19 protein-coding genes are annotated in these 22,796 nt (G+C 66.1%); 15 read left to right on the forward strand and 4 right to left on the reverse strand.

The features are described from left to right. The 13 genes from dnaA to QA642_RS00065 all read left to right on the forward strand — a co-directional run bounded on the left by dnaA (position 1) and on the right by QA642_RS00065 (position 15,198). A complete protein-coding gene (gene dnaA / locus QA642_RS00005) occupies positions 1–1,413 on the forward strand; it encodes a chromosomal replication initiator protein DnaA (RefSeq protein ID WP_283082819.1) in 1,413 nt (470 codons plus the stop codon). Between the two features lie 394 nt (positions 1,414–1,807). Next, positions 1,808–2,926 (forward strand): DNA polymerase III subunit beta, encoded by a 1,119-nt coding sequence (gene dnaN, locus QA642_RS00010; RefSeq protein WP_283082820.1) that lies wholly within the window; start codon positions 1,808–1,810, stop codon positions 2,924–2,926. A 31-nt stretch (positions 2,927–2,957) separates the two neighbouring features. Further along, positions 2,958–3,242, forward strand: a complete 285-nt coding sequence (locus tag QA642_RS00015) for a GIY-YIG nuclease family protein (protein ID WP_283082821.1) — start codon at positions 2,958–2,960, stop codon at positions 3,240–3,242. A gap of 47 nt (positions 3,243–3,289) precedes the next feature. Next, positions 3,290–4,426, forward strand: a complete 1,137-nt coding sequence (gene recF / locus QA642_RS00020) for a DNA replication/repair protein RecF (RefSeq protein WP_283082822.1) — start codon at positions 3,290–3,292, stop codon at positions 4,424–4,426. Positions 4,427–4,545: 119 nt separating this feature from the next. After that, a complete protein-coding gene (locus QA642_RS00025) occupies positions 4,546–5,304 on the forward strand; it encodes a hypothetical protein (protein ID WP_283082823.1) in 759 nt (252 codons plus the stop codon). 134 nt (positions 5,305–5,438) lie between these two features. After that, positions 5,439–6,125, forward strand: a complete 687-nt coding sequence (locus QA642_RS00030; protein WP_283082824.1) for a hypothetical protein — start codon at positions 5,439–5,441, stop codon at positions 6,123–6,125. 287 nt (positions 6,126–6,412) lie between these two features. Further along, positions 6,413–8,848 carry a DNA topoisomerase (ATP-hydrolyzing) subunit B gene (gene gyrB / locus QA642_RS00035; protein WP_283082825.1) on the forward strand — a complete coding sequence of 812 codons (2,436 nt, stop codon included), beginning with the start codon at positions 6,413–6,415 and terminating at the stop codon, positions 8,846–8,848. 200 nt (positions 8,849–9,048) lie between these two features. Further along, positions 9,049–9,516, forward strand: coding sequence for a hypothetical protein (locus QA642_RS00040; RefSeq protein WP_283082826.1), 468 nt, complete (start codon positions 9,049–9,051; stop codon positions 9,514–9,516). Positions 9,517–9,601: 85 nt separating this feature from the next. Next, on the forward strand, positions 9,602–10,897 hold the full coding sequence (gene murA, locus QA642_RS00045; RefSeq protein ID WP_283082827.1) for a UDP-N-acetylglucosamine 1-carboxyvinyltransferase: 1,296 nt from the start codon (positions 9,602–9,604) through the stop codon (positions 10,895–10,897). Between the two features lie 383 nt (positions 10,898–11,280). Beyond that, positions 11,281–12,672: an MATE family efflux transporter gene (locus tag QA642_RS00050; protein ID WP_283087119.1), complete on the forward strand. Its 1,392-nt coding sequence runs from the start codon at positions 11,281–11,283 to the stop codon at positions 12,670–12,672. Next, on the forward strand, positions 12,669–13,157 hold the full coding sequence (locus tag QA642_RS00055) for a DUF2867 domain-containing protein (RefSeq protein WP_283082828.1): 489 nt from the start codon (positions 12,669–12,671) through the stop codon (positions 13,155–13,157). The genes QA642_RS00050 and QA642_RS00055 overlap by 4 nt, the downstream gene beginning before the upstream one ends. Beyond that, positions 13,154–13,810 (forward strand): 2-hydroxychromene-2-carboxylate isomerase, encoded by a 657-nt coding sequence (locus QA642_RS00060; protein ID WP_283082829.1) that lies wholly within the window; start codon positions 13,154–13,156, stop codon positions 13,808–13,810. The genes QA642_RS00055 and QA642_RS00060 overlap by 4 nt, the downstream gene beginning before the upstream one ends. Before the next feature lie 74 nt (positions 13,811–13,884). Then, a complete protein-coding gene (locus tag QA642_RS00065) occupies positions 13,885–15,198 on the forward strand; it encodes an SMI1/KNR4 family protein (RefSeq protein WP_283082830.1) in 1,314 nt (437 codons plus the stop codon). 350 nt (positions 15,199–15,548) lie between these two features. Here the strand turns inward: QA642_RS00065 and QA642_RS00070 are convergent, their stop codons facing one another. Then, on the reverse strand, positions 15,549–16,664 hold the full coding sequence (locus tag QA642_RS00070; RefSeq protein WP_283082831.1) for an FUSC family protein: 1,116 nt from the start codon (positions 16,662–16,664) through the stop codon (positions 15,549–15,551). 120 nt (positions 16,665–16,784) lie between these two features. On the opposite strand from QA642_RS00070, the gene QA642_RS00075 reads away from it, so the two are divergent. Further along, positions 16,785–18,152 (forward strand): MmgE/PrpD family protein, encoded by a 1,368-nt coding sequence (locus QA642_RS00075; RefSeq protein WP_283082832.1) that lies wholly within the window; start codon positions 16,785–16,787, stop codon positions 18,150–18,152. Positions 18,153–18,350: 198 nt separating this feature from the next. On the opposite strand, the gene QA642_RS00080 is transcribed toward QA642_RS00075, so the two are convergent. The 3 genes from QA642_RS00080 to QA642_RS00090 form a co-directional block, all read right to left on the reverse strand. Next, positions 18,351–19,778: a serine hydrolase gene (locus tag QA642_RS00080; RefSeq protein WP_283082833.1), complete on the reverse strand. Its 1,428-nt coding sequence runs from the start codon at positions 19,776–19,778 to the stop codon at positions 18,351–18,353. Between the two features lie 313 nt (positions 19,779–20,091). After that, positions 20,092–21,156, reverse strand: a complete 1,065-nt coding sequence (locus QA642_RS00085; RefSeq protein WP_283082834.1) for a helix-turn-helix domain-containing protein — start codon at positions 21,154–21,156, stop codon at positions 20,092–20,094. Between the two features lie 61 nt (positions 21,157–21,217). Beyond that, positions 21,218–21,793, reverse strand: a complete 576-nt coding sequence (locus tag QA642_RS00090; protein WP_283082835.1) for a GNAT family N-acetyltransferase — start codon at positions 21,791–21,793, stop codon at positions 21,218–21,220. A gap of 64 nt (positions 21,794–21,857) precedes the next feature. Between QA642_RS00090 and QA642_RS00095 the strand changes: the two genes are divergently transcribed. Then, a complete protein-coding gene (locus QA642_RS00095; RefSeq protein ID WP_283082836.1) occupies positions 21,858–22,775 on the forward strand; it encodes a pirin family protein in 918 nt (305 codons plus the stop codon). Positions 22,776–22,796: the final 21 nt, after the last annotated feature.

The raw sequence follows: 22,796 nt of genomic DNA on the forward strand, positions 1-22,796 counted from the left end.
ATGAACACATCGGAACAGGATCGCTGGTCGCGCGTGAAGAACCGGCTGCGCACGAACGTTGGCGAAGACGTCTATACGAGCTGGTTTGCGCGCATGGATCTGGAAGGCGTGCAGGAGGAGAGCGTGCGGCTGTCGGTTCCGACCCGCTTCCTGAAGAGCTGGATCCAGGCTCATTACGCCGAGCGCGTGCTGTCATGCTGGCAGGCCGAGATGCCCGAAGTGCATCGCATTGATCTCACCGTCCGCTCCGCGGTGCGCCCGGTGGTGGCGCCGAAGGAAGCGCCTGCGCCGGTCGAAACGCGCCGCGCGCCTGCGCCGGAGTTGCGCTCGACCGCGACCGCGCCGGTCTCGGCCAATCATGATGCGCTCGGCGGCTCGCCGCTCGATCCGCGCCTGACCTTTGCAAGCTTCGTCGTCGGCCGCTCCAACACGCTGGCGCATGCCGCCGCGCGTCAGGTCGCCGAAGGTCGCCGCGGCGACCCCGTGATGTTCAACCCGCTCTACATCCATGCCGGCGTTGGGCTGGGCAAGACGCATCTGTTGCAGGCCGTGACCTGGGCCGGCAATTCCGGCAACGAGCGCAAGGTGCTGTATCTCACCGCGGAAAAATTCATGTACGGCTTCGTCGCTGCGCTGAAGACGCAGACGGCGCTGGCCTTCAAGGAAGCGCTGCGCGGCATCGACGTGCTCGTCATCGACGACCTCCAGTTCCTGCAGGGCAAGTCGACGCAGGCCGAGTTCTGTCACACGCTGAATGCGCTGATCGATGCCGGCCGCCAGGTCGTGATCGCGGCCGATCGTCCGCCGTCCGATCTCGAAAGCCTCGACGACCGCGTCCGTTCGCGGCTCGCCGGTGGTCTCGTGGTCGAGATGGGCTCGCTCGGCGAGGACCTGCGCCACGGCATTCTCAAGTCGCGCGTCGCGGCGGCCCGCGCCCATCATGCGACCTTCGACGTGCCGGAGGAGGTGCTGCACTATCTGGCGCGCACCATCACTCATAACGGCCGCGACCTCGAAGGCGCGATCAACCGCCTCCTGGCGCACTCCAAGCTCAACAACCAGCCGGTGACGCTGGAGATGGCCGAGCGAGAGGTGCGCGACCTGGTCCGGCCGCAGGAGCCGAAGCGGATCAAGATCGAGGACATCCAGCGCGTGGTGGCGCGGCAGTATAATGTCAGCCGCTCCGACCTCCTGTCCTCGCGCCGCACCGCCAATGTGGTGCGCCCGCGCCAGGTGGCGATGTACCTCGCCAAGACGCTGACCCTGCGTTCGCTCCCCGAGATCGGCCGCCGCTTCGGCGGACGCGACCACACCACGGTGCTGCACGCCGTGCGCAAGATCGAGGCCCTGGTCTCCAAGGACACCGCGCTGTCGGAGGAAGTGGAGTCGCTGAAGCGCCAGCTTCAGGAATAAACGCCTATTTCGTGCACCCTCTGCAGAGATCGTCATGCCCGGGCTTGTCCCGGGCATCCACGTTCTTTGCGCTGCGTGGCAAGCCGTGGATGGCCGGGACAAGCCCGGCCATGACGTTGTGGAGACTGTCGGTCCCCTTCCAGCCCACGGCACGCGGGGCGAGGAGCGGACCTGCGCCTCGGCGGCCGCCTTTATTTCTGCCCGTAAATCGTGGGGGAACTGCCCCCGATCCCTTGAATCCGGGGGCCATCCGCGCCACCTTGCGCGACCCCGACGGCTTTGGTCATATCGGCTGGATGATCCGGCTTTCGGGGTCTTCGGTGCCGAGGCGCGCGTCCCGCTGCCCGGCTTTTTCCAACGCTGGTGTTTCCTTGGGGATCGGGCGAGTAGTGCAATGAAGGTTACGGTCGAACGCGCGCAACTCCTGAAATCGCTGGGCCATGTCCACCGCGTGGTCGAACGCCGCAACACGATCCCGATCCTCGGCAACGTGCTGGTCCGGGCCGAGAACGCGAAATTGTCGCTGAAGGCGACCGACCTCGACCTCGAGGTGACGGAAACGCTGGCTGCGGAAACCGCGACCGCCGGTTCCACCACGGTGCCGGCGCACATGTTCTACGACATCGTGCGCAAGCTGCCGGACGGCTCGCAGATCGTGCTGGAGGCCGACGGCGACCGCGCCGTGCTGGCGATCCGCGCCGGCCGCTCGCGCTTCACGCTGCAGACCCTGCCGGAGAACGATTTCCCGGATCTCGCCGCAGGCGACATGTCGCATTCGTTCAACCTCGCCGCCAAGGACGTCAAGCGGCTGATCGACCGCACCCAGTTCGCGATCTCGACCGAGGAGACGCGCTACTACCTCAACGGCATCTACCTGCATGCCGCAGGCACGGCGAAGGCCGCGACCTTGCGCGGCGTTGCCACCGACGGCCACCGCCTCGCCCAGCTCGACCTGGTGCAGCCCAAGGGCGCCGAGGGCATGCCCGGCGTGATCGTACCGCGCAAGACGGTCGGCGAGGTGCAGCGCCTGATCGAAGACACTGAAGCCGAGATGACGATAGAGCTGTCGCAGGCCAAGATCCGGTTCACGATCGGCAACGTCGTGCTGACCTCGAAGCTGATCGACGGCACCTTCCCCGACTACGGCCGCGTCATCCCGCAAGGCAACGACAAGGAGCTCGTCGTCGACAAGAAGGATTTTGAGAACGCGGTCGATCGCGTCTCCACCATTTCCAGCGAGCGCGGCCGCGCGGTCAAGCTGTCGCTGTCTGCGGGCAAGCTGGTGCTGTCGGTGACCAATCCGGATTCCGGCAGCGCGACCGAAGAGCTCGAGGTCGAATACGCCTCCGATGCCCTCGATATCGGCTTCAACTCCCGCTATCTGCTCGACATCGCCGCCCAGATCGAAGGCGACGTCGCAACGCTGAGGCTCGCCGACCCCGGCTCGCCGACCCTGGTGCAAGACCGCGACGACAAGAGCGCGCTGTACGTGCTGATGCCGATGCGGGTGTGAGACTTTCTCTCACCTCTCGTCATGGCCGGGCTTGACCCGGCCATCCATCCTCGCCAGCAAGCCCGGTGGAACGCTCTACATCGGCGTCACCAATAATCTGGTCAGACGCGTCTACGAACACCGCGAAGGCCTGGCAGACGGCTTCACCAAGCGTTACGGGGTGAAGACGCTGGTCTATTTTGAAGCACACGACACGATCGCCGCTGCCCTGCAGCGCGAAAAGAACATGAAGCACTGGTCGCGCGAGTGGAAGATTGATCTGATCGTCAAGAGCAATCCAGACTGGCAAGACCTATATGATGAAATTGTCCGCTAGCGCGGACGATGGATTGCCGGGTCAAGCCCGGCAATGACAACGGAAAAATGACCCCCTCCCGCATTCATCGCCTGACGCTGACGCATTTTCGCAATTATCGGGCGGCGGGGCTCGAGACGGCGGCTGACATGGTGGCGCTGGTCGGGCCGAACGGGGCGGGCAAGACCAATTGCATCGAGGCGATCTCGTTCCTGTCGCCGGGGCGGGGCCTGCGGCGCGCGACGCTGGAAGATGTCGCCGACAACCAGGGCGACGGCTCCTGGGCGGTCTCCGCGCAGGTCGAGGGCGCCCTGGGCCTGGCGACGCTCGGCACCGGCATCGAGCCGCCGCGCACTGATGCCGCGGTGAGCCGGCGCTGCCGCATCGACCGCGAGCCGGTGGGTTCAGCCGCCGCCTTCGGCGACCATATCCGCATGGTGTGGCTGACGCCGGCGATGGACGGGCTGTTCATGGGCGCGGCCTCCGAGCGGCGGCGCTTCTTCGACCGCCTGGTGCTCGCCATCGACAACGAGCATTCCAGCCGCATCAACGCGCTCGAACGCTCGCTGCGTTCGCGCAACCGCCTGCTCGAGACGCGCAATTACGACGACCATTGGTGTGACGCGATCGAGCGCGAGACCGCCGAGCTTGCGGTGGCGGTTGCCGCCACGCGCGGCCAGACCGCGGCGCGGCTGACCGGCATGCTCAACGCACGCGCGCAGGCCTCCGCATTTCCGTCGGCGCAGATCGCGCTCGACGGCTGGATGGAAAACGCGCTGCTCGAGGAGACCGCGACGTCGGTCGAGGACCGCTACCGCCAGATCCTGCGCGACAACCGGCCGCGCGACGCCATCGCCGGCCGCACCACCGACGGCCCGCATCTGACCGATCTCCAGGTGGTCTATGCGCCCAAGAGCATGCCGGCGCGCGATGCATCCACCGGCGAGCAGAAGGCGCTGCTGATCGGCCTCGTGCTGGCGCATGCGAGCCTGGTCGCCGAGATGACCGGCATCGTGCCGCTGCTGCTGCTCGACGAGGTCGTCGCCCATCTCGATCCGAACCGCCGTGCGGCGCTGTTCGACGAACTGCGCAAGCTCGGCGCGCAGGTCTGGCTGACCGGCGCCGACCCGGCCGCCTTTGCCGAGATCGGCGCGGGCGGCGAGGTCTTTGACGTCGAGAGCGGACGAGTCTCGGCCCGGCGCTAGGCGCTGGCGTTGAACCCGGCCGTTTTCCGCAGCGACTAGCTCTGTGAGGCCGCGCCGACGGTGTCGCAGCCGCTGCAAATCGCGCGATCACAGCAAGCGCGATATCTCTGGAGAGCAAGATGCGGACGGTAAGGCTCGGGACGAAAATCCCGGCACGATGGCGGGCGTTTGTGTGCGGCCTCGCTTTCCTCGCAAGCTGCGTGCTCGCGGCCAGCGCCAGCGCGTGGGTGCCGCATCTGCCGCAGCTGTTCTCCGCCGCGCTCACGCCGGACCCCGATGCCGCCCTGCCGGCGCCGACCCGCTACAGCTATCGCGAGATCCTCACCACCACGATGCTCGATGTCGACGCCCCGTTGCGCACCAAGCTGATCGCCCGCATCCCCGCCGATCTCGGCGACGTGCTCGCCTTCTACCGCACCGAGCTCGGCAAGCGCGGCTGGCAGGAGCAGCACGATGGCGCGGTGGTCACCGCCGATCGCGTGCACCTCGCCTTCGTCTCCCCGCTGGGGCCGGCGATGCTGGAGCTTGATCGCACGGACAGCGGCACCTCGGTCCATCTGGTGCAGCGGAACCGGGATGCCGCGACGAAGGCGCGCGTCATGCCCGAGTCCGGCCGTGCGGCGCTGATGTTCACCAATCTCGGCAACAGGGACGTCGTGTTCGTTCTCGACAACCGGGCCATCACCCTCCCCGCCCGCGCCGGCAAGGAACGCCCTCAGGCCCCGCTGTTCAATCTGCCGCCCGGCAAATACCCATACGCGCTGAAGATCGAGGGCCGCTCCGACCGCGACACGACGATCGATCTGGTGGCCGGTGATGCCTGGGACGTCACGGTCGGGCCCGATGGCGAGCTGTGGTCGCCGCTCCAGCTGTATTGAGCCCGCCGCCTGTGCCTGCAACGGCTGGGTTGAACCCGAGCGGTTCGCACGGCGACTTAGTGGTCCAGAGGCTGCGCTGACCGTGTCGCAGCCTCCGCATCGCGCGAAGCTCAAGACGTCCCTGGAGAATGGCTATGACGAGGTTAAGGCGCGGGACGAAGATCCCGGCACGATGGCGGCTGCTGCTGTGCGGCCTTACTCTGCTTGCCAGCTGCTCGCAGGAGCCGCTGACCGCAGCAGATCCTCACGCCGACATGCCCGTGCCGACGCGAGCCAGTCACACAAGCTTCAGCACTACCCACGCGTCCGGCATCGAAGTCCCGCTCCGGCTCGAGCTCAAGGCCCAGGTGCCCGCGGAGCTCAGCGACGTCCTCGCCTTCTACCGCGCAGAGCTCGGAAAGCGCGGCTGGCAGGAAAAGCCTGATGGCGCGATGGTCGCCGCCGATCGCGCCCTGCTCGTCTTCGCCTCCCCGAAAGGGCCGGGCGTGCTGACGCTCGACCGCGCCAAGGGTGAGACCATTGTCGACCTGGTGCAGCGGAATACGGAGACCGCGGCCAAGGCCAATTTCCTGCCGACCGCAGGACAAGCTCGGCTGATATTCGGCTATCTAAGGCCAGACGTCGCTTCGCTCGTGATCAACAATCAAACCATTGAGATCGCTGGCGGCGAAAATCATCCACAAACGCTGGATCTGCCGCCCGGCACGTACCCCTACGAGCTGCGCGCGTGGGGCCTTCTGCTGCGCGCCGATACCGTCACCCTGGCCGCAGGCGAGGCCTGGGACCTCAGCGACGACAAGAAGCCGTCCCAGATCTACTGAACCCGTAGCCATTTTTTCCGGGGGCGCGACGACGCCGCGGAACAGGCCTCCGCGCCCCCCGCAAAATCCACGCCTTTACGGGTCCCAAACGGGGTCTCGAATCGGGCTTTTTGCAGCGCCCAGAATCGGCCCTCGCCGGCCTTGAAAATCGGCCAAAAACACCCATCTTCCCAAAGGGTTGCCGGAAGATACTTTGCGCTAGGCGCAGGCCCTCTTTCATGGCACAAATAACCACCACATCAGCGCCTTTTCCGCAGCTGATTCGGGCGACATCTCGAAGGCCTCTCATGACAGAACCTGCTCGGCAGACGCCTGCCGAAAACGAGCCCTCCAACGCGAGCGATTACGGGGCGGAATCGATCCGTGTGCTCAAGGGTCTCGATGCCGTCCGCAAGCGCCCCGGCATGTATATCGGCGACACCGACGACGGCTCGGGCCTGCACCACATGGTCTACGAGGTCGTCGACAACGCGATCGACGAAGCGCTCGCGGGCCATGCCACGCGCGTCGACGTCGTCCTCAACGCCGACAATTCCGTCACCGTGCGCGACGACGGCCGCGGCATTCCCGTCGACATCCACAAGGGCGAAGGCATCTCGGCGGCCGAGGTCATCATGACCCAGCTGCACGCCGGCGGAAAATTCGACCAGAACTCGTACAAGGTTTCCGGCGGTCTGCACGGCGTCGGCGTCTCCGTCGTCAACGCGCTGTCGAGCAAGCTGGGCCTGCGCATCTGGCGCGACGACAAGGAGCATTACATCGAGTTCGCCCATGGCGATGCGGTCGCACCGCTGAAGGTGGTCGGCGACGCGCCGGGCCGGCGCGGCACCGAGGTGACGTTCCTCGCCTCGACCGATACGTTCAAGAACGTCGAATATGATTTCGCCACCCTCGAGCATCGCCTGCGCGAGCTCGCCTTCCTCAATTCCGGCGTCAACATCATCCTCTCCGACATGCGCCACGCGGTCGAGAAGCGCGAGGAGATGCACTATTCCGGGGGCGTCGAGGAGTTCGTCAAATATCTCGACCGCAACAAGAAGGCGCTGGTGCCGGCGCCGATCATGGTGCGCTCCGAAGCCAACGGCATCGGCGTCGAGGCCGCATTGTGGTGGAACGACAGCTACCACGAGAACGTGCTGTGCTTCACCAACAACATCCCGCAGCGTGACGGCGGCACCCATCTTGCCGGCTTCCGCGGCGCGCTGACGCGCCAGGTCAACGGCTATGCCGAGGCCAATGCGAAGAAGGAAAAGATCGCACTGACCGGCGACGATTGCCGCGAAGGCCTCACGGCCGTCTTGTCGGTGAAGGTGCCGGATCCGAAATTCTCGTCGCAGACCAAGGACAAGCTGGTGTCCTCGGAAGTGCGCCCCGTGGTCGAGAACGTGCTCAACGAGGCGCTCCAGGCCTGGTTCGAGGAGCACCCGTCCGAGGCCAAGATGATCGTCGGCAAGGTGATCCAGGCCGCGGCCGCGCGCGAGGCTGCGCGAAAGGCGCGCGAGCTGACGCGCAAGAGCCCGCTCTCGGTCTCCTCGCTGCCCGGCAAGCTCGCCGACTGCCAGGAAAAGGATCCGGCGAAGTCAGAACTCTTCATCGTCGAGGGCGACTCGGCAGGCGGCAGCGCCAAGCAGGGCCGCAACCGCGAATTCCAGGCGGTGCTGCCGCTGCGCGGCAAGATCCTCAACGTCGAACGCGTCCGCCCCGACAAGATGCTGTCGAGCGAGCAGATCGGCACGCTGATCACAGCGCTCGGCACCGGCATCAGCGACGAGTTCTCGGTCGAGAAGCTGCGCTATCACAAGATCATCGTGATGACGGACGCCGACGTCGACGGCGCCCACATCCGCACGCTGCTGCTCACCTTCTTCTACCGGCAGATGCGCGACATCATCGATGGCGGCTATCTCTATATCGCCCAGCCGCCGCTCTATAAGGTCTCCAGAGGCAAGTCCGAGCAGTATCTGAAGGACGAGCGGGCGCTGGAAGACTATCTGATCGACGCCGGTCTCGATGATTGCGTCTACATCCCCGGCACCGGCGGCGACCGTTCGGGGCGCGATTTGCGCGCGCTGGTCGATGACGCCCGCGTGGTCCGCAGCATCCTGCGCAACCTGCACAGCCGCTACAACCGCAAGGTCGTCGAGCAGGCCGCCATCACGGGCGTGCTGAACAAGTCGGTCTACGGCAACCCCGAGAACGCCGCGGCCGCCGCGCAGTACATCGCGACCCGGCTGGACAGCCAGGCCGAGGAGGTCGAGCGCGGTTGGGTCGGGCAGTTCGTCGAGGGCCAGGGCTTCCTGTTCGAGCGCACCGTGCGCGGCGTCAAGGAAGCGGCCGTCATCGACGACGCGCTGCTCGGCTCGGCCGAGGCACGCAAACTCGACGAGTACACGACCAAGCTGCAGGACGTCTACGCCCGCTCCGGCAAGCTGCGGCGCAAGGACAGCGAGCACGTGGTGCACGGCCCGGTCGACCTGTTCGAAGCGGTCACCGAGGCAGGCCGCAAGGGCATCACGCTGCAGCGCTACAAAGGTCTCGGCGAGATGAACCCGGAGCAGCTCTGGGAGACGACGCTCGACACCGAGGTGCGCTCGCTGCTGCAGGTGAAGGTCAAGGAGGTCGACGAGGCCGACGACATCTTCACCAAGCTGATGGGCGACGTGGTCGAACCACGTCGCGATTTTATTCAGGAACACTCGCTGAGCGCGACGATCGATATCTAGCGCGCCGCGACATTCACGAAAGGTCGTCATGCCCGGGCTTGTCCCGGGCATCCACGCTCTTCCTGCTCTGGGCAAAGGCGTGGATGGCCGGGTCAAGCCCGGCCATGACGCCGCGGACACCCCCCTGAACCTCACCACCTGCCATCGCGACGAAGGGGCATGAGCCCGTCAGGCCAATTCCGGCCGGGAAGCGTCGTGCCATGACCGCCTCTGCACCCACCAGTTCCGCCGCACCGTCCCGCCGGCTCGGTATCATCGGCAGCATTGTCGGCGTGCTGGCGCTGATGGCGGCGGTGTTGCCGCATTGGGTGGTGCCGATGGTGTTTCCGCCGCCGCCGGCCGACCAGGTCATCGTCGACACCGGTCATCGCATCAAGGACCGGCTGATCGCGCGCGTGAAGGGCGTGCAGTATCAGGCGCCTAGAATCGAAAAATCCGCCGGACGAAGCTGGAGCGAAACCGCCTCCGTCACCGCAATCTCGCTCGGCCTGCTCGCCATCCTGCTCGCGGTGCTCGCGCTGATCTTCCGCGAGGAACGGCTCCTTGCCGGCGTCGCCGGCATCCTCGGCACCGGCGCCATCGCGATCGAGATCTCCTTCGTCATGATCGGCGCGCTGATCCTGATCGCCATCCTCTATGTGGTCGGGAATATCATCGGGCTGTTTTGAGGCGCGCCCGCCACAATTGCTCCCGCGCTCAATTCTCTGTAGTTTCCGCCCGAAACAGCCCGCCCACCCAACAGGACAGAACCAAGTGGCGCCCATCCAATACATCGTCGAGGGCGGTCACCGGCTCTCGGGCTCGATCGAGCCGTCCGGCAACAAGAACTCGGCGCTGCCGATCATCGCGGCCGCCCTGCTCACCGAGCATCCGGTGACGCTTGAGAACGTGCCGCGGATCCGCGACACCGAGACGCTGGTCGAGCTGGTCCGCTCGGTCGGCGCGGCGGCGGAGTGGACCGAGCGCAACACGCTTCACATCCACGCCAAGAGCATCCGCGCCGCCGATCTCGATCCTGAACTCTGCGTCCGCATCCGCGCCTCGATCCTGCTCGCCGGTCCCCTGCTGGCGCGCTGCGGCGAATTGATGCTGCCGCCGCCCGGCGGCGACGTCATCGGCCGGCGCCGGCTGGACACCCATGTGCTGGCGCTGGAGCAGCTCGGGGCCAAAGTCACCGCGACCGACCGGCTGGAATTCCGCGCGCCGAAGCTGACCGGTGCGGACGTGTTCCTGGACGAGCCCAGCGTCACCGCGACTGAGAACGCGCTGATCGCGGCGGTCGCCGCCGACGGCATCACTTACTTGCGCAATGCGGCGTCCGAGCCGCACGTGCAGGACCTCGCCAACTTCCTGGTCGCGCTCGGCGCCGAGATCGAGGGCATCGGCACCAACACCATGACCATCCATGGTCCGGCGACGCTGGGCGGGGCGACCTACCGGATCCAGCCGGATCATATCGAGGTCGGCTCGCTGATCGGGCTTGCCGCCGTGACGCGCTCGCCCTTGCGCATCACCCGCGCCGGCGTCGAGCATTTGCGCTCGATCCGCATGGGCTTCGAGCGGCTCGGCATCGTCTGCCGCGTCGAGGGCGACGATCTCATCGTGCCCTCCAACCAGACATTGAAGATCCAGGACGATTTCGGCGGCCACGTGCCAAAGCTGGAGGACCAGCCCTGGCCGGCCTTCCCGGCCGATCTGATGTCGATCGCGATCGTCACCGCCACGCAATGCGAGGGCGTGATCCTGATGTTCGAGAAGATGTTCGAATCCAGGATGTTCTTCGTCGACAAGCTGATCGGGATGGGCGCGCGTATCGTGCTCTGCGATCCGCATCGCGCGATCATCGCAGGCCCGAGCCGCCTCCACGGCGCGACGCTGAGTTCGCCCGACATCCGCGCCGGCATGGCGATGCTGCTTGCCGCGGTCTGCGCCGAGGGCACCTCCACCATCAACAACGCCGACCAGATCGAGCGCGGTTACGAGCGCATCGAGGAGCGCCTCAACGCGCTCGGCGCCAAGATCAAGCGCGTGCCGGAGCGGAAGGGCTGAGGCTTTTCTTCCTTTGTGGGAGAACTCTCCGCGACGACAGTATCGTAGGGTGGGCAAAGCGACTTGTCCGCCGCAGCTCGAAGAGCGAAGGCGGAAGCGTGCCCACGGTTTCTCTCGAAATCATTGATAGGTCGTGGGCACGGCGCAAAATGCGCCTTTGCCCACCCTACGATACCGAGGCGGCTTTCTTCCTTCTCCCCTCGTGGGAGAAGGTGGCGCGAAGCGCCGGATGAGGGGTTCTCTCCGCTCGCAGGATTGCTCGTGAGGATAGATACCCCTCACCCGTCTCGCCGCTCTGCGGCGAGCCACCCTCTCCCACAAGGGGAGAGGGAGGAAGGCGGGCCATGTTTTCGACGCCTGGTCGTGCTATTGACCCGCCCGCCATGCTCGACACCGTCCAACATCACTCGCAGCCGCAGGCCGGCGCGCAGAACCATCTCGCGCAGGAATTCGTCGAGACGCTGCGGCTGGCCGTGCCGATGATGCTGACGCAGCTCGGGCAGATCGCGATGATCACGACCGATCTCGCGCTGATCGGGCGGCTCGGCGAGGAGGCCGTTGCAGCGGCCGCGCTGGCGCACACCGTCTATTTCGTCAGCTTCACCTTCGGGCTCGGCTTGATGTCCGCGGTATCGCCGCTGGCGGCGCAAGCGTTTGGCGCCGGCGACGTCCGGCGCATCCGCCGCTCCTTGCGCGTCGGGTTGTGGGCCGCGCTGCTGATCTCGCTGCCGATGATGGCCTCGCCGCTCTATGGCGAGCAGATCCTGCTGGCGCTCGGCCAGGCGCCGCAATCGGCCGCGCTGGCGCAGCGCTATCTCAACGGTCTTGCCTGGGGCATCGCGCCGGCGCTCGGCTTCATCGCGCTGCGCAGCATGATGAGCGCGGTGAACCGGCCGCAGGCGCCGCTGTGGATCACCCTTGCGGCCATCCCCGTCAATGCCGCGCTGGTCTATTGCCTGATCCACGGCCTGTTCGGCCTGCCGGAGCTCGGCCTGTTCGGCGCCGGGCTTGCGACCACGCTGGTCAATCTCGGCACCTTCATCGCCGCGCTCGCCATCGCCGGCCTGCGCAAGCCGTTCGCGGATTATCGTCCGCTCGCCCATCTCTGGCGGATCGACTGGCCGCTGATGCGCCAGTTGATCGCGATCGGCGCGCCGATCTCGTTCTCGCTGCTGCTGGAATATGGCCTGTTCTCGTCGGCGGCATTGCTGATGGGATTGATCTCGACCGCCGCGATCGCCGCGCACCAGATCGCGCTCCAGGTCACCGCCGTGCTGTTCATGGTGCCGCTCGGCATCGGCATGGCCGCGACGGTGCGGGTCGGCCATGCCTTCGGCCGCAACGAGCCGCTTGCGGTCAAGCGCGCGGGTCTCGTCGCAGCCGTGCTCGGGATCGTCCTGGTCTCCGCCCTGACGGTCGCCATCATCATCGGCCGATATCAGGTGGGACGGCTGTTCTTCGGCAACAGCGAGGCCAGCGCGCCGACCATCGAGCTGACGGCGACGCTGCTGGTGGTCGGCGCGACCTTCTTCATCGCCGACGGTCTTCAGACCATCATGGGTGGCGCGCTGCGCGGCATCAATGACACCAGGATGACATTGGTGTTCGCGGCGATCGGCTATTGGTGCGTGGCGTTTCCCGTCGGCTGGGTGCTGGCTTTCAACGCCGGCCTCGGCGCGATCGGTGTCTGGGTCGGGTTCTCGATCGGAACGTTCGTCTATGCCGGACTCTTGATCTTGCGATTCCGGATGCTGACGCGCAGACTGGTGGGATGACAGGTCCCGTTCGCGAAGTCGCCCCCAATGTCGACGCCGGCGCGGTGCTATCAGGCGCGCAGTTCATCGATGCCTTTCGTGTCGAGGTCGGCGCAACGCAATTGAGCGCCCGCGAGGCCTGCACCCGAATGGTGCTGCATGGGCCGCGCTGGATCGATGCGCTGACGCGCTTGCGCAACATCCTGGTGAAACCCCTCGGACTGAAGACGTCGGGTGAGGGCGCTCCGGCTCCGCACGGGATGATCGGCCTGTTTCCAGTGCTGAGCGAAACGCCGGAGCGGCTGATCGCCGGGTTTGACGACTACCATCTCGATTTCCGCGTCGTTGTTGACGTCGCCGGCGACGCGGCGGGCCGGCGGGTGACATTGACCACGTTGGTGCGGACCAACAATCTGCTCGGGCGAACCTACCTCACGCTGATCGTACCGTTCCACAAGCTCGTGGCCCGCAGCATGATGGGAGACATCGTGGAGCCGGCCCGATGACGCTGTCCGTCGACCTCTTCTACTCCTACCGCAGTCCCTTCAGCTATCTGGCGCTGCCGAAGACGCTGAGGCTCGTCGAACAATACGATCTCGCGGTCAATTTGCGGCCGGTCTATCCGCTCGCGGTGCGCGTGCCCGGCTTCTTCAAGAAGGCCAGCCCGAACTTCATTCGCTATGTGGTGCTCGACAGCACGCGCGTGGCGCAGCACGAGGGCATTCCGTTCCGCTTTCCCCGGCCAGATCCGATCGTGCAAGACAAGGTGACGTTCGATGTTGCGACCGAGCAGCCCTACATCCACCGGCTGACCCGGCTGGGCGCGATGGCGCAGCTCGAGGGCCGCTCGCTCGCCTTCACCGACGCGATCGCGCGCGTGCTGTGGGACGGCTCGGTGGCGGGCTGGAACGAAGGCGACCACCTCGCGCGCGCCGCCGAAAAGGCCGGCTTCGACCTCGCCGCGATGGACGCAGCGATCACCGCTGATCCGGATCGCTACGAGCAGGTGATCGCGGAGAACGAAAAGGACCATGCGGCATCAGGCCATTGGGGCGTGCCGACCTTCGTCTTCGCGAACGAGCCGTTCTTCGGCCAGGACCGCATCGATCTGCTGCTCTGGCGTATGCAAAGCAAGGGCCTGGCGAAGCGCCAGCCGTGACGACGTGAACCGGTTTCCCTGAGATCGCGACTGAGACATGGTGCCCCGATGCCGGCGGCGCGTTCGGAGGTCGCATGTATCTGGCAAAATTCTTCCACCGCCCGCCGGGCGATGATGATCGCGAATTGATGCTGGTCCCGGGCCGCGATCCCATGGTGGTCGGCGTTCACATGAACTGGAAGGGCGACCCTGACGCGGACCAGTTTCTGCGCAAGGAATTTTCCGGCATCGCCGACGCGGCCGCCGCGTTCCGCCGCCATGTCGCCGAGCTCGTCGCTTCCGGCTATGTCGAGACAGACCATACCAACTACACGCTGCGCGACCTCGGGCCCGGCCCGCAAGCCAAGCCGGACTGGCAGAAGGGCCTTGACGAGCTGATGATCCTCGCGCTCAGCGCACCGATGCCCGAGCAGGCGAGGCAGCTCGACGCGCTCAGGGGCACGCCGGCCGAGCATGAGCCGCTGTATCTCTGGCATGCCGCGCGACGCAGCTATTCTGCCGGAGACGACCCGGCGCAGGCGGTGCGTCTTGCCGAACAGGCGCGCGACACGCTTGTTGCGCGGCGCGCTGCCAAGCAGCCGCATTATGCGTGGTCGATGTACGAGGGCGATCTCGAAGGGCGTATCCTGGAATTGCTGAGCGATGCCTATCTGGAGGCCGACAATCCCGACGCCTCGCTGCAGACGATCGAGCATCTCTGCAAGGTCTCCCCGAGTCAGGACCGGATCGTCAAGCGCGCCGAGCTGCTCTGCGCGCATTTCCCCGAGCGGCGGGAAGAAGCCTTCGACGATGCCTATCAATGGTCCCGGTTCGGCGGCTTCGACGACATCATGGCGCTGCCCGACTATGCCGAATATGTCGCACGGCGAAAGGCGAGCAAATCCGCCAAAGGCTGGCGCTGGAAGCGCGGCAAGCCGGCGAGCGAAGCCGACATCCACGCGGCGGAGCAGGCGCTCGGCGTCCGGCTGCCCGACGACTATCGCAAGTTCCTGCTGACCCGCGGCGAGACCGAGCTGCTGGTCCGCTTGCCCGAATCCTCCTCCGAGCTCCGTTTCTATGCACCTCGCGAGCTCACCACACAGCAACGCCATGTATTCGACTTCATCGCCCATTCCGAAGACGAGCTCGAGGACGCCTGCACCTATTTCCGCAAGGAGTATGGCGTTTCATTGAGGCACCTCATTCCCATCGCCGAACCGTCGCAGCTCAGCCGCTGCCTGCTGCTTCATGTCGAGCCCGGCGAGCGCTATGGCTGGTGTTTTCAATGGGACCATGACGGCGCCTGGGAGCTGGAGCAGAAGCAGCCGGGGTTTGACGTCGCGCTGAAGAGATTGACCGACGGTATCAAGCGGCGCGAGGCAGAGCAGCTGGCGTTCTTCGATCTTTAGAGAGATGAGACATGAGCAATCGCGTCAACGGAAGCGCGTTCCCTCCCCCTTGTGGGTAGGGCAATCGCATATGGATTTCACGAGGATTGTCTGCGGGCTTGCTCCGCCTCTCCCGCTTGCGGGAGAGGCGGACGCGCTCGCAGAGCGCGGCGGGTGAGGGCTCTCTCCTCTTGGGGATTATCCCGTTGCTGAGACACCCTCTCCCCACCCCTCTCCCGCAAGCGGGAGAGGGAGCCCAGTGCCCATGCCGCCGCATCGTGCAAGCCATATGCGATTGCCCTGCCCTAGTGGGGGAAGGGAACGGAGAGAGCGCCGTTGCCGGCCGAGCTCGTTTCGGCCTCTAGCTCGATTCACTCAGCCACACGCGCCGACTTGTCACTTGCTGCCTCCGACCATTCGCCGACGACGCGGTCGAGGTCGCAGAGGTTCTGGTGCATCTGCTCCAAGGAGAAGCCGAGCGCGAAGAAGCGTTCGGCGGTGTCGCCGGGCTGGCCGCGGATCAGGCCGTCATGACGGACGGACGCGACCGCCTCGGCGTAATGCTGGAGCGCGACGTGGACGGGATGGATCGGCGGCGCGCCGGCACCCTCGCGCAAGGCCGCGGCGGCCGAGCGCAGGAAGCGCGCGATCACGGTCGAGACCTCCGTCAGGGGCGCAGCGAGCCGCATCTGCACCTCGACCGGCAGCGGCACCACCGTGGCGCGGCCGATCATCACGACGTCGTGGCGCAGCCGCAGCACGGTGCGCAGCAGCGGGCCGGTGTCAGGCCCGCTCGACAGCCGCGCGGCGCGCTCGCGCTCGGCCTCGGCGCCGATCGCATTCATGCCCACCATGGCCGTGCCGATGCCGTCCTGGATCCGGTGCAGCGCGTCGTTGTCGCGGCCGCGCGTCAGGCCGGCGAGCAATTCGGTGAAGGCATCGGCGATCAGCTCGAGCAATTGCGCCGCCGCGGCGCGAATCTGCCGCACCGCGCGCGAAGGCAGAACGAGGAACGACACCAGCAGTCCCGTGATGGCGCCGACGCCGACCTCGCTGACCCGGTCGATCGCCGAAGCAAGTGGATCGGCATGATGCATGGTCGGAACCAGCAGCACGATCACCGCGGTGACCGTGGCCGCATTCAGGCTCGGATTGATCGCGGCGATGAAGGCAAGCGGCGCAACTGCGAGCACCAGGAGCGCCAGCAGCCCTGTTTCGCTCGAATAGTGCAGTAGAATCGCGATGGCGCCGCCATAAATGGCGCCGCCGATCGTGCCCATCACATAGTCGCGCGTCGCCTTCAGCGAACGCCCGACGCTCATCTGGGTCACGATCAGCGAGGTCAGCACCGCCCAGAGCGGCAGCAAGAGATGCAGAGCGGTGGCGATGACATAGGCCGCCACGGCCGCCACCGTGACCCGGATCGCCAGCCCCAATTGCGTGCGCCGCGCCCTGATCCGGTCGAACGCCTTCCTCGCGAATGTCATCGTCAGAAGCCCCGGTCCAATCCCTCGTAAAGCCAAAGCATAGCTGATGCCCGCGGCCGCAAGCCCGCTTGAAAGGCCAAATCAGCCCGCCTAACTTGCGCGCCAAAACGAGGAAACACGATGGCCCACGAAACCGCAACGCTCGCCGCCTATGTCGTCAATCTGAAGTACCAGGATATTCCGGCGGAGGTGCTGGATCGCGCCAAGGTGCTGACGCTGGACTTCCTCGGCAGCGCCATCCGGGCCCGCAGCGAGGCGGAATCGACTCCCTCGATCCTGAAGATGCTGGAGGCGCTCGCGCTCGACACCAAGGGCGAGTCCACCGTGTTCGGCGACACCAAGACCTGGACGCCGGCAGTCGCGGCGCTCCTGAACGGCGCGCTCGGCCATTCCCTCGATTTCGACGACACCCATGCCGATTCCTCGCTGCATCCGAGCGCGCCGGTGGTTCCGGCCGCCTTCGCCGTCGGCGAGATGGTCGGCGCGTCCGGGCGCGACGTGCTCACCGCGATCGTGGCAGGCTATGAAGTCTGCTGCCGGCTCGGCAACGCGCTCGACCCGACCTCGCATTATGCGCGCGGCTTCCACCCGACCGCGACCGCCGGCACCTATGGCGCGGCCGCGGCGGCCGGAAAGCTGTTTGGCCTCTCCGAGAAGCAGATCGTCTCCGCCTTCGGCGTCTCCGGCAGCCAGGCCGCGGGCTCGCTGCAATTTCTGGTCAACGGCGCCTGGAACAAGCGCTATCAGGTCGGCGCCGCCGCGATGAACGGCGTGATCGCAGCAACGCTGGCGCGCAACGATTTCGTCGGATCGACCGAATCGGTCGAGGGCAAGCACGGCCTGCTTGCCGGCTACACCGACGATGCGCATCCGGACAAGGCGGTCGCCGAGCTCGGCAAGACCTACGAGACCATGAAGATCGGCGTAAAACCTTATCCGAGCTGCCGCTACACCCATGCTGCGATCGACGCGCTGATCGCGATGCGGCGCGAGCACAATCTGACGCCCGACCAGGTCAAGCGTGTCGAGATCGGCCTGCACCGCAACGGCATCACGCTCACCGGCGATGCCGCGACCAAGCGCCACCCGCGCTCGATCGTCGGTGGCCAGTTCTCGATGTTCTTCACCGGCGCGCTCGCGCTCGATCAGGGCTCGTTCGGCTGGGACGACTATAACCGCCTTGGCGATGCCGCCATCGACGCACTCGCCGACAAGTTCGACGTGGTGCAGGACGACCGCCTCGAGGTCGGCCGCACCCATCCGTTCGGCGCCCGTGTCAGCATCACGACGGATGATGGCGTGCACGAGCGGCTCTATGCCGATCCGTCCGGTGAGCCGAATTCGTTCCCGGATGCGCAGGCGATGCAGCAGAAGTTTTTGACATTGGCGCGCCCGGTACTGAACGCGCGGGCGGAAAAGTTCGCCGATGCGATCATGACGCTGGAGCGGTTCGACCGCGTGACCAAGGCGACGGAGCTCGGGAGGTAGCAGCGGCGCTTCTTCCCCTCTCCCCTTGTGGGAGAGGGTGGCTCGCCGCGCTAGCGGCGAGCCGGGTGAGGGGTCTCTCTCCGCGCCCTCAAATGAAAGTTGGACTCGCGGAGAGATACCCCTCATCCGGCGCTTCGCGCCACCTTCTCCCACAAGGGGAGAAGGAAGAAAGAGGCGGCGCGTCGCGCTCCGCTCCTCTCAATTCACCCCCGCCATCTTCCCCTTCTCGCGCGTCGCCGCTACCACATCGCGCACGAGGTCGAACACGCCATCCACATCCGGCGGCCAGTTCGGCGAGCGGCCCATCCGCACGATCACCAGCTGCTCCGACGGGATCACGATGGTGTACTGCCCGATCGTGCCCTTGGCGAAGAACGCATCGCGCGGCCAGCCGTGTGTGATGCGGAAGTCGGCGCCAAAGCTGTCACCTCGGTTGGTCCAGAAGCCGGCGCCGATGCCGACCCATCCGCCCGGCGTCGCCGTGGCCGAATAGTTCACCCAACCCTCGGGCAGGATGCGCTTGCCGCCGGCGACGCCGTCATTGAGATAGAGCTGGCCGAAGCGCGCCCAGTCGCGCGCCGACGCCATCATCTCGCCGGAGCCCTCGATCGTGCCCGAAGCGTCGAGCTGGAGCGTGACGTGGCGCATGCCGAGCGGCGCGAACAACTCGCGGCGCGCGAAGGCAAGCGCATCGGCGGGCTTGCCGCCGGCGGCGTTGCGGATCAACTGCGCGAGGATGAGGTAATTGCCATCGTGATAGTTCCACGCCGTCCCCGGCGCGGTGGCGAGCGGCACGCGCTCGGCGAAACCAGCCATATCGTCCTCGGCGTATTTCATGGTGTTGACCGGCTCGAGCACGGAGCCAAGCTTGGCCTCCAGCGAGCTTCCGAGCGCAATGCCGGCGGTGTGGCGCAGCAAGTGGTCGACGGTGATGGCATGACGGGGATCATCCGGATTCTGCCAGGCGGCAATTGGCGCGGGACCGTCGAGCTTCAGCTTGCCCTCGCGCACGAGGATGCCCGTCAGCGCCGAGGTCACCGACTTCGTCATGGAGAAGCCGAGCAACTGGGTCGCCGGCCCGACACCGTCGGCGTAGCGCTCGGCGATGATGCGGCCGGCCTTCATGACGACGATCGCGCGGGTGCGGCGATAAGGCGGCTCCGCGGGTTCAGCGAAGGCGCGGTCGAGCGCGGCCGCCAGGCCCTCGCTTTGCGGAGCGACGATATCAGGACCGGCGACCTCGGACAGCAACGCGGGCTGCTTGTCGTCGGGCGGCAATGCGACATCGGCGATCCCCTGCCCATGCTCGAGCGTGCAGCCGAGCCCCTCGCGATAGACGGCGTGGCTGCGGCCGATGCCGAACAGCGTCACCGTGACGTCCTTGCGGGCGCGATCGATCTGCAAATTCATCGCCCAGGTCAGCAGATCCGCGCCCAGCATCGCGTCGGTGGTTTCAGTGAGGTCGCGCTGGGGATCGAGGCCGGAGACGAACGTCTCCGAGCAGAGCGTGTGGGCAATGAAGCCGGTGGCAACCTTGGGCACGTCACGGGCCCGCGCCGCGCCGAAGGCGAGGCCGGCACAGGCAATGGCGGTGGTGAGGAGGAGGATGTTGCGGCGGCGGGTCACGGGCTTTCTCCGGTTCGAGGCGAGTGCCGGGAGGAAGCCGGAGGCGGGCGACGCGCGCTCGCCGGATTTGGAAAATGACCTAGTTGAAGACTGATCGAGGGCTGGTCGATTTCGAAATTCTACAGGTATTTCAATTGACTAAAAAAGCTCGATCGCTGAGTGCGCTGTACTCCCTCGCCCCGTTCTTACGGGGAGAGGGTTAGGGTGAGGGGCCTCTCTCCGCGGATTCCATTGCCGTGAGACCTGTACCCCCTCACCCGGATCGCAAGGGCAATCCGACCTCTCCCCGCAAGCGGGGAGAGGTGAAAAAAGATCACGCCGCATCGGCCTTGAGGCGGCGGTATTCCGTCGGCGTCACACCCGTCACCGCCTTGAAGGCACGGTTGAACGGACCCAGCGACTGGAAACCGGCGTCCATCGCGATGGTGATGACGGGAACCTCGGCCTGGGAGGGATCGGCAAGCGCAGCCTTGGCTTCCTCGATGCGGTGGTTATTCAGGAACACATTGAAGTTGCGGTAGCCGAGGCGCTGGTTGATCAGCCGGCGCAGCCGGTATTCGGGAATCGAAAGTTTCGTCGCCAGCGCGCCGATCGTGATGTTGTCGTGGCGATAGATCCGCTCATCCGCCATCAGCCGCATCAGCGCGTCGATGAGCTTTTGATCGGCGCCGGAATCGGCGGCTGCGATGAGCGGCTCAGCTGCGCCAGTCGACGCCGTGCTCGGCGCGGGAAACAAGTCGGCGGCGTTGACCCGCATCATCGTATAGCAGATCGCGGCGACGATGCCGGTCAGCACGGCGGCGTTCACGACATTGGCGACGGCAGCCGTATCGCGGCCCCAGACCGATATGCCCAACAGTGCATTGACACCGCCATAAAGAACGGCCGCGCCGACCATGAAGACCCGAACGTGACGCCGGCGCTCGACCAGATCGGCCGACCAGGACGTGATGGTTTGGACGAGCGCCAGCGCGATGAAGCAGAGCGCGAGCAGATTGACGGCAATAATGGCCGGCCGGCCGTGGACCGCCGGCGCGATCCACAGGCAGCTGATAAAACTGTAGGCCGAGACCGCCGCCCAGATCAGGGCGTGCCACCAACGCGGCACGAACGCATCGTCGAGCAGAGCGCGCGTGAACAACCACACCACCACGGCATCGCCGGTCGACAGCGCGATTAGCGGCGCATGCCACAGCGAAACCGGCGCGGTCGAACCGATCTCGTTGGTGACGGCATGCGCGATCGTTCCCAGCGCCAGTGCGATGGTGAGGCGTCCGGCCGCGACATGGCGGAAGTCGCGCCAGAGCGAAGCCGCCAGCACCAGCAGCAGCGCCACCGTCGCGGCGCGTAAGGAAAGCTCAAGGGTGGAAAGCGACATCAAGCTGGTCCGGTCGGGCAGCGGAATCCCTGAAGCTTTCTAGTCGAGATCGCGCCTCGGTTCAATTTCGCGAAGCCGTCCATGACGCGCGCGTCGTGATCCAGGCGTCGGCGGGCTTGCCGAACAGATCGATCTCGCGGTCCTTCCGCGCACCCAGCCTGCGCGCCACGGCTTGCGACGGCGCATTCACGCTTTCGATACAGTGCATGATCTCGTCGATCTCAAAGCTGTCGAAAGACCAGTCGATCGACGCGCGCGCCGCCTCCACCGCATAGCCCTTGCCGCGAAACTCTTTTGCGATGCCCCAGCCGACCTCGAAGGCCGGCCAGCCCGGCGGGCACCACGGCCCGACGCGACCGACATAATGGCCGGTCGACTTTTCCTCGACCACGAACATGCCGAAGCCGTAGAGCGCCCAGTGACCTGATATCACCGCCGCATTGCGCCAGCCGGCGATTGCGGTGGTCACGGGCTTGCCGTCGGCGGCGATGAAGCGAGCCGTTCCGGGATCGCTCAGCATCGTGGCGTTGGGCGCGATGTCGCTTGCGCGCCATGGCCGCAGGATAAGGCGTTCCGTCTCGATTTGAGGGCCCGAGACCTCAAGCAGCCTGGCGCCAGGCTTGAGCGGCGGAATCATCTGTCTCCTCCCGTTCCCATCATTGTTCTGCTACGATCATACCAGCAAAGAACAGGAGTCCACCATGAGCTGGCAACCCTCGAACGATCCCGTGCTCGGCGATCCCATGTCCTGCGACGCGCTCGATCTCGTCATCGTGCCGCGCACCCGCGATCTCGGCGATGGATTCGAGGTGCGGCGCGCGCTGCCGCACGGCAAGCGGCAGATGGTCGGGCCCTTCATCTTCTTCGATCATTTCGGCCCGGTGCAGTTCGTCTCCGGCAAGGGCATGGACGTGCGGCCGCATCCGCATATCGGGCTCGCCACCGTCACCTATCTGTTCGACGGCGCCATCATGCATCGCGACAGCGAGGGCAACGTCCAGGAAATTTCGCCGGGCGCGATGAATTTGATGACGGCCGGGCGCGGCATCGCACATTCCGAGCGTACGCCGGATGCGCAGCGCGCCTCCGGCCAGAAGATGCTGGGCCTGCAAAGCTGGATCGCGCTGCCGGCCGGATCGGAGGAGATCGATCCCTCGTTCCAGCACTACGCAGCGGGCGATCTGCCGATGATCTCCGAGCGCGATTTCACCGCGCGCGTGATCGCGGGCTCCGCCTTCGGCATCACCTCCCCTGTTACGATGGTGTCGCCCTGGTTCTATACCGAGGTCACGGCGGTGGCGGGCGCAACCGTGCCGCTCGACCCCGATCATGAGGAGCGCGCGATCTATATCGTCGACGGCGAGGTCGAGATCGCCAACGAGCGCTATGAGGGGCCGCGGCTGCTGATCTTCCGCCCCGGCGACCGCATCACCGTGAAGGCGCTGAAGGCGACGCGGATGATGTTTCTCGGCGGCGATGCATTGGAGGGCCCGCGCCACATCTGGTGGAATTTCGTCTCCTCCAGCAAGGAGCGGATCGAGCAGGCCAAGCAGGACTGGAAAACCGGCCGCTTCGCCGCGGTTCCGCAGGAACATGAGTTCATTCCGCTGCCGGAATAGGCTAATCCGGTTTCCGGCCGC

Origin of the sequence: Bradyrhizobium sp. CB2312, assembly GCF_029714425.1 — a bacterium.
Classification (GTDB): domain Bacteria; phylum Pseudomonadota; class Alphaproteobacteria; order Rhizobiales; family Xanthobacteraceae; genus Bradyrhizobium.

What these genes read in the sequence shown, in the direction of transcription:
- dnaA (WP_283082819.1), top strand. Translation starts at nt 1, where the DNA reads ATGAACACATCGGAACAGGATCGCTGGTCGCGCGTGAAGAACCGGCTG.
- dnaN (WP_283082820.1), top strand. Translation starts at nt 1,808, where the DNA reads ATGAAGGTTACGGTCGAACGCGCGCAACTCCTGAAATCGCTGGGCCAT.
- recF (WP_283082822.1), top strand. Translation starts at nt 3,290, where the DNA reads ATGACCCCCTCCCGCATTCATCGCCTGACGCTGACGCATTTTCGCAAT.
- QA642_RS00025 (WP_283082823.1), top strand. Translation starts at nt 4,546, where the DNA reads ATGCGGACGGTAAGGCTCGGGACGAAAATCCCGGCACGATGGCGGGCG.
- QA642_RS00030 (WP_283082824.1), top strand. Translation starts at nt 5,439, where the DNA reads ATGACGAGGTTAAGGCGCGGGACGAAGATCCCGGCACGATGGCGGCTG.
- gyrB (WP_283082825.1), top strand. Translation starts at nt 6,413, where the DNA reads ATGACAGAACCTGCTCGGCAGACGCCTGCCGAAAACGAGCCCTCCAAC.
- QA642_RS00040 (WP_283082826.1), top strand. Translation starts at nt 9,049, where the DNA reads ATGACCGCCTCTGCACCCACCAGTTCCGCCGCACCGTCCCGCCGGCTC.
- QA642_RS00050 (WP_283087119.1), top strand. Translation starts at nt 11,281, where the DNA reads ATGCTCGACACCGTCCAACATCACTCGCAGCCGCAGGCCGGCGCGCAG.
- QA642_RS00055 (WP_283082828.1), top strand. Translation starts at nt 12,669, where the DNA reads ATGACAGGTCCCGTTCGCGAAGTCGCCCCCAATGTCGACGCCGGCGCG.
- QA642_RS00060 (WP_283082829.1), top strand. Translation starts at nt 13,154, where the DNA reads ATGACGCTGTCCGTCGACCTCTTCTACTCCTACCGCAGTCCCTTCAGC.
- QA642_RS00065 (WP_283082830.1), top strand. Translation starts at nt 13,885, where the DNA reads ATGTATCTGGCAAAATTCTTCCACCGCCCGCCGGGCGATGATGATCGC.
- QA642_RS00070 (WP_283082831.1), bottom strand. Translation starts at nt 16,664, where the DNA reads ATGACATTCGCGAGGAAGGCGTTCGACCGGATCAGGGCGCGGCGCACG.
- QA642_RS00075 (WP_283082832.1), top strand. Translation starts at nt 16,785, where the DNA reads ATGGCCCACGAAACCGCAACGCTCGCCGCCTATGTCGTCAATCTGAAG.
- QA642_RS00085 (WP_283082834.1), bottom strand. Translation starts at nt 21,156, where the DNA reads ATGTCGCTTTCCACCCTTGAGCTTTCCTTACGCGCCGCGACGGTGGCG.
- QA642_RS00090 (WP_283082835.1), bottom strand. Translation starts at nt 21,793, where the DNA reads ATGATTCCGCCGCTCAAGCCTGGCGCCAGGCTGCTTGAGGTCTCGGGC.
- QA642_RS00095 (WP_283082836.1), top strand. Translation starts at nt 21,858, where the DNA reads ATGAGCTGGCAACCCTCGAACGATCCCGTGCTCGGCGATCCCATGTCC.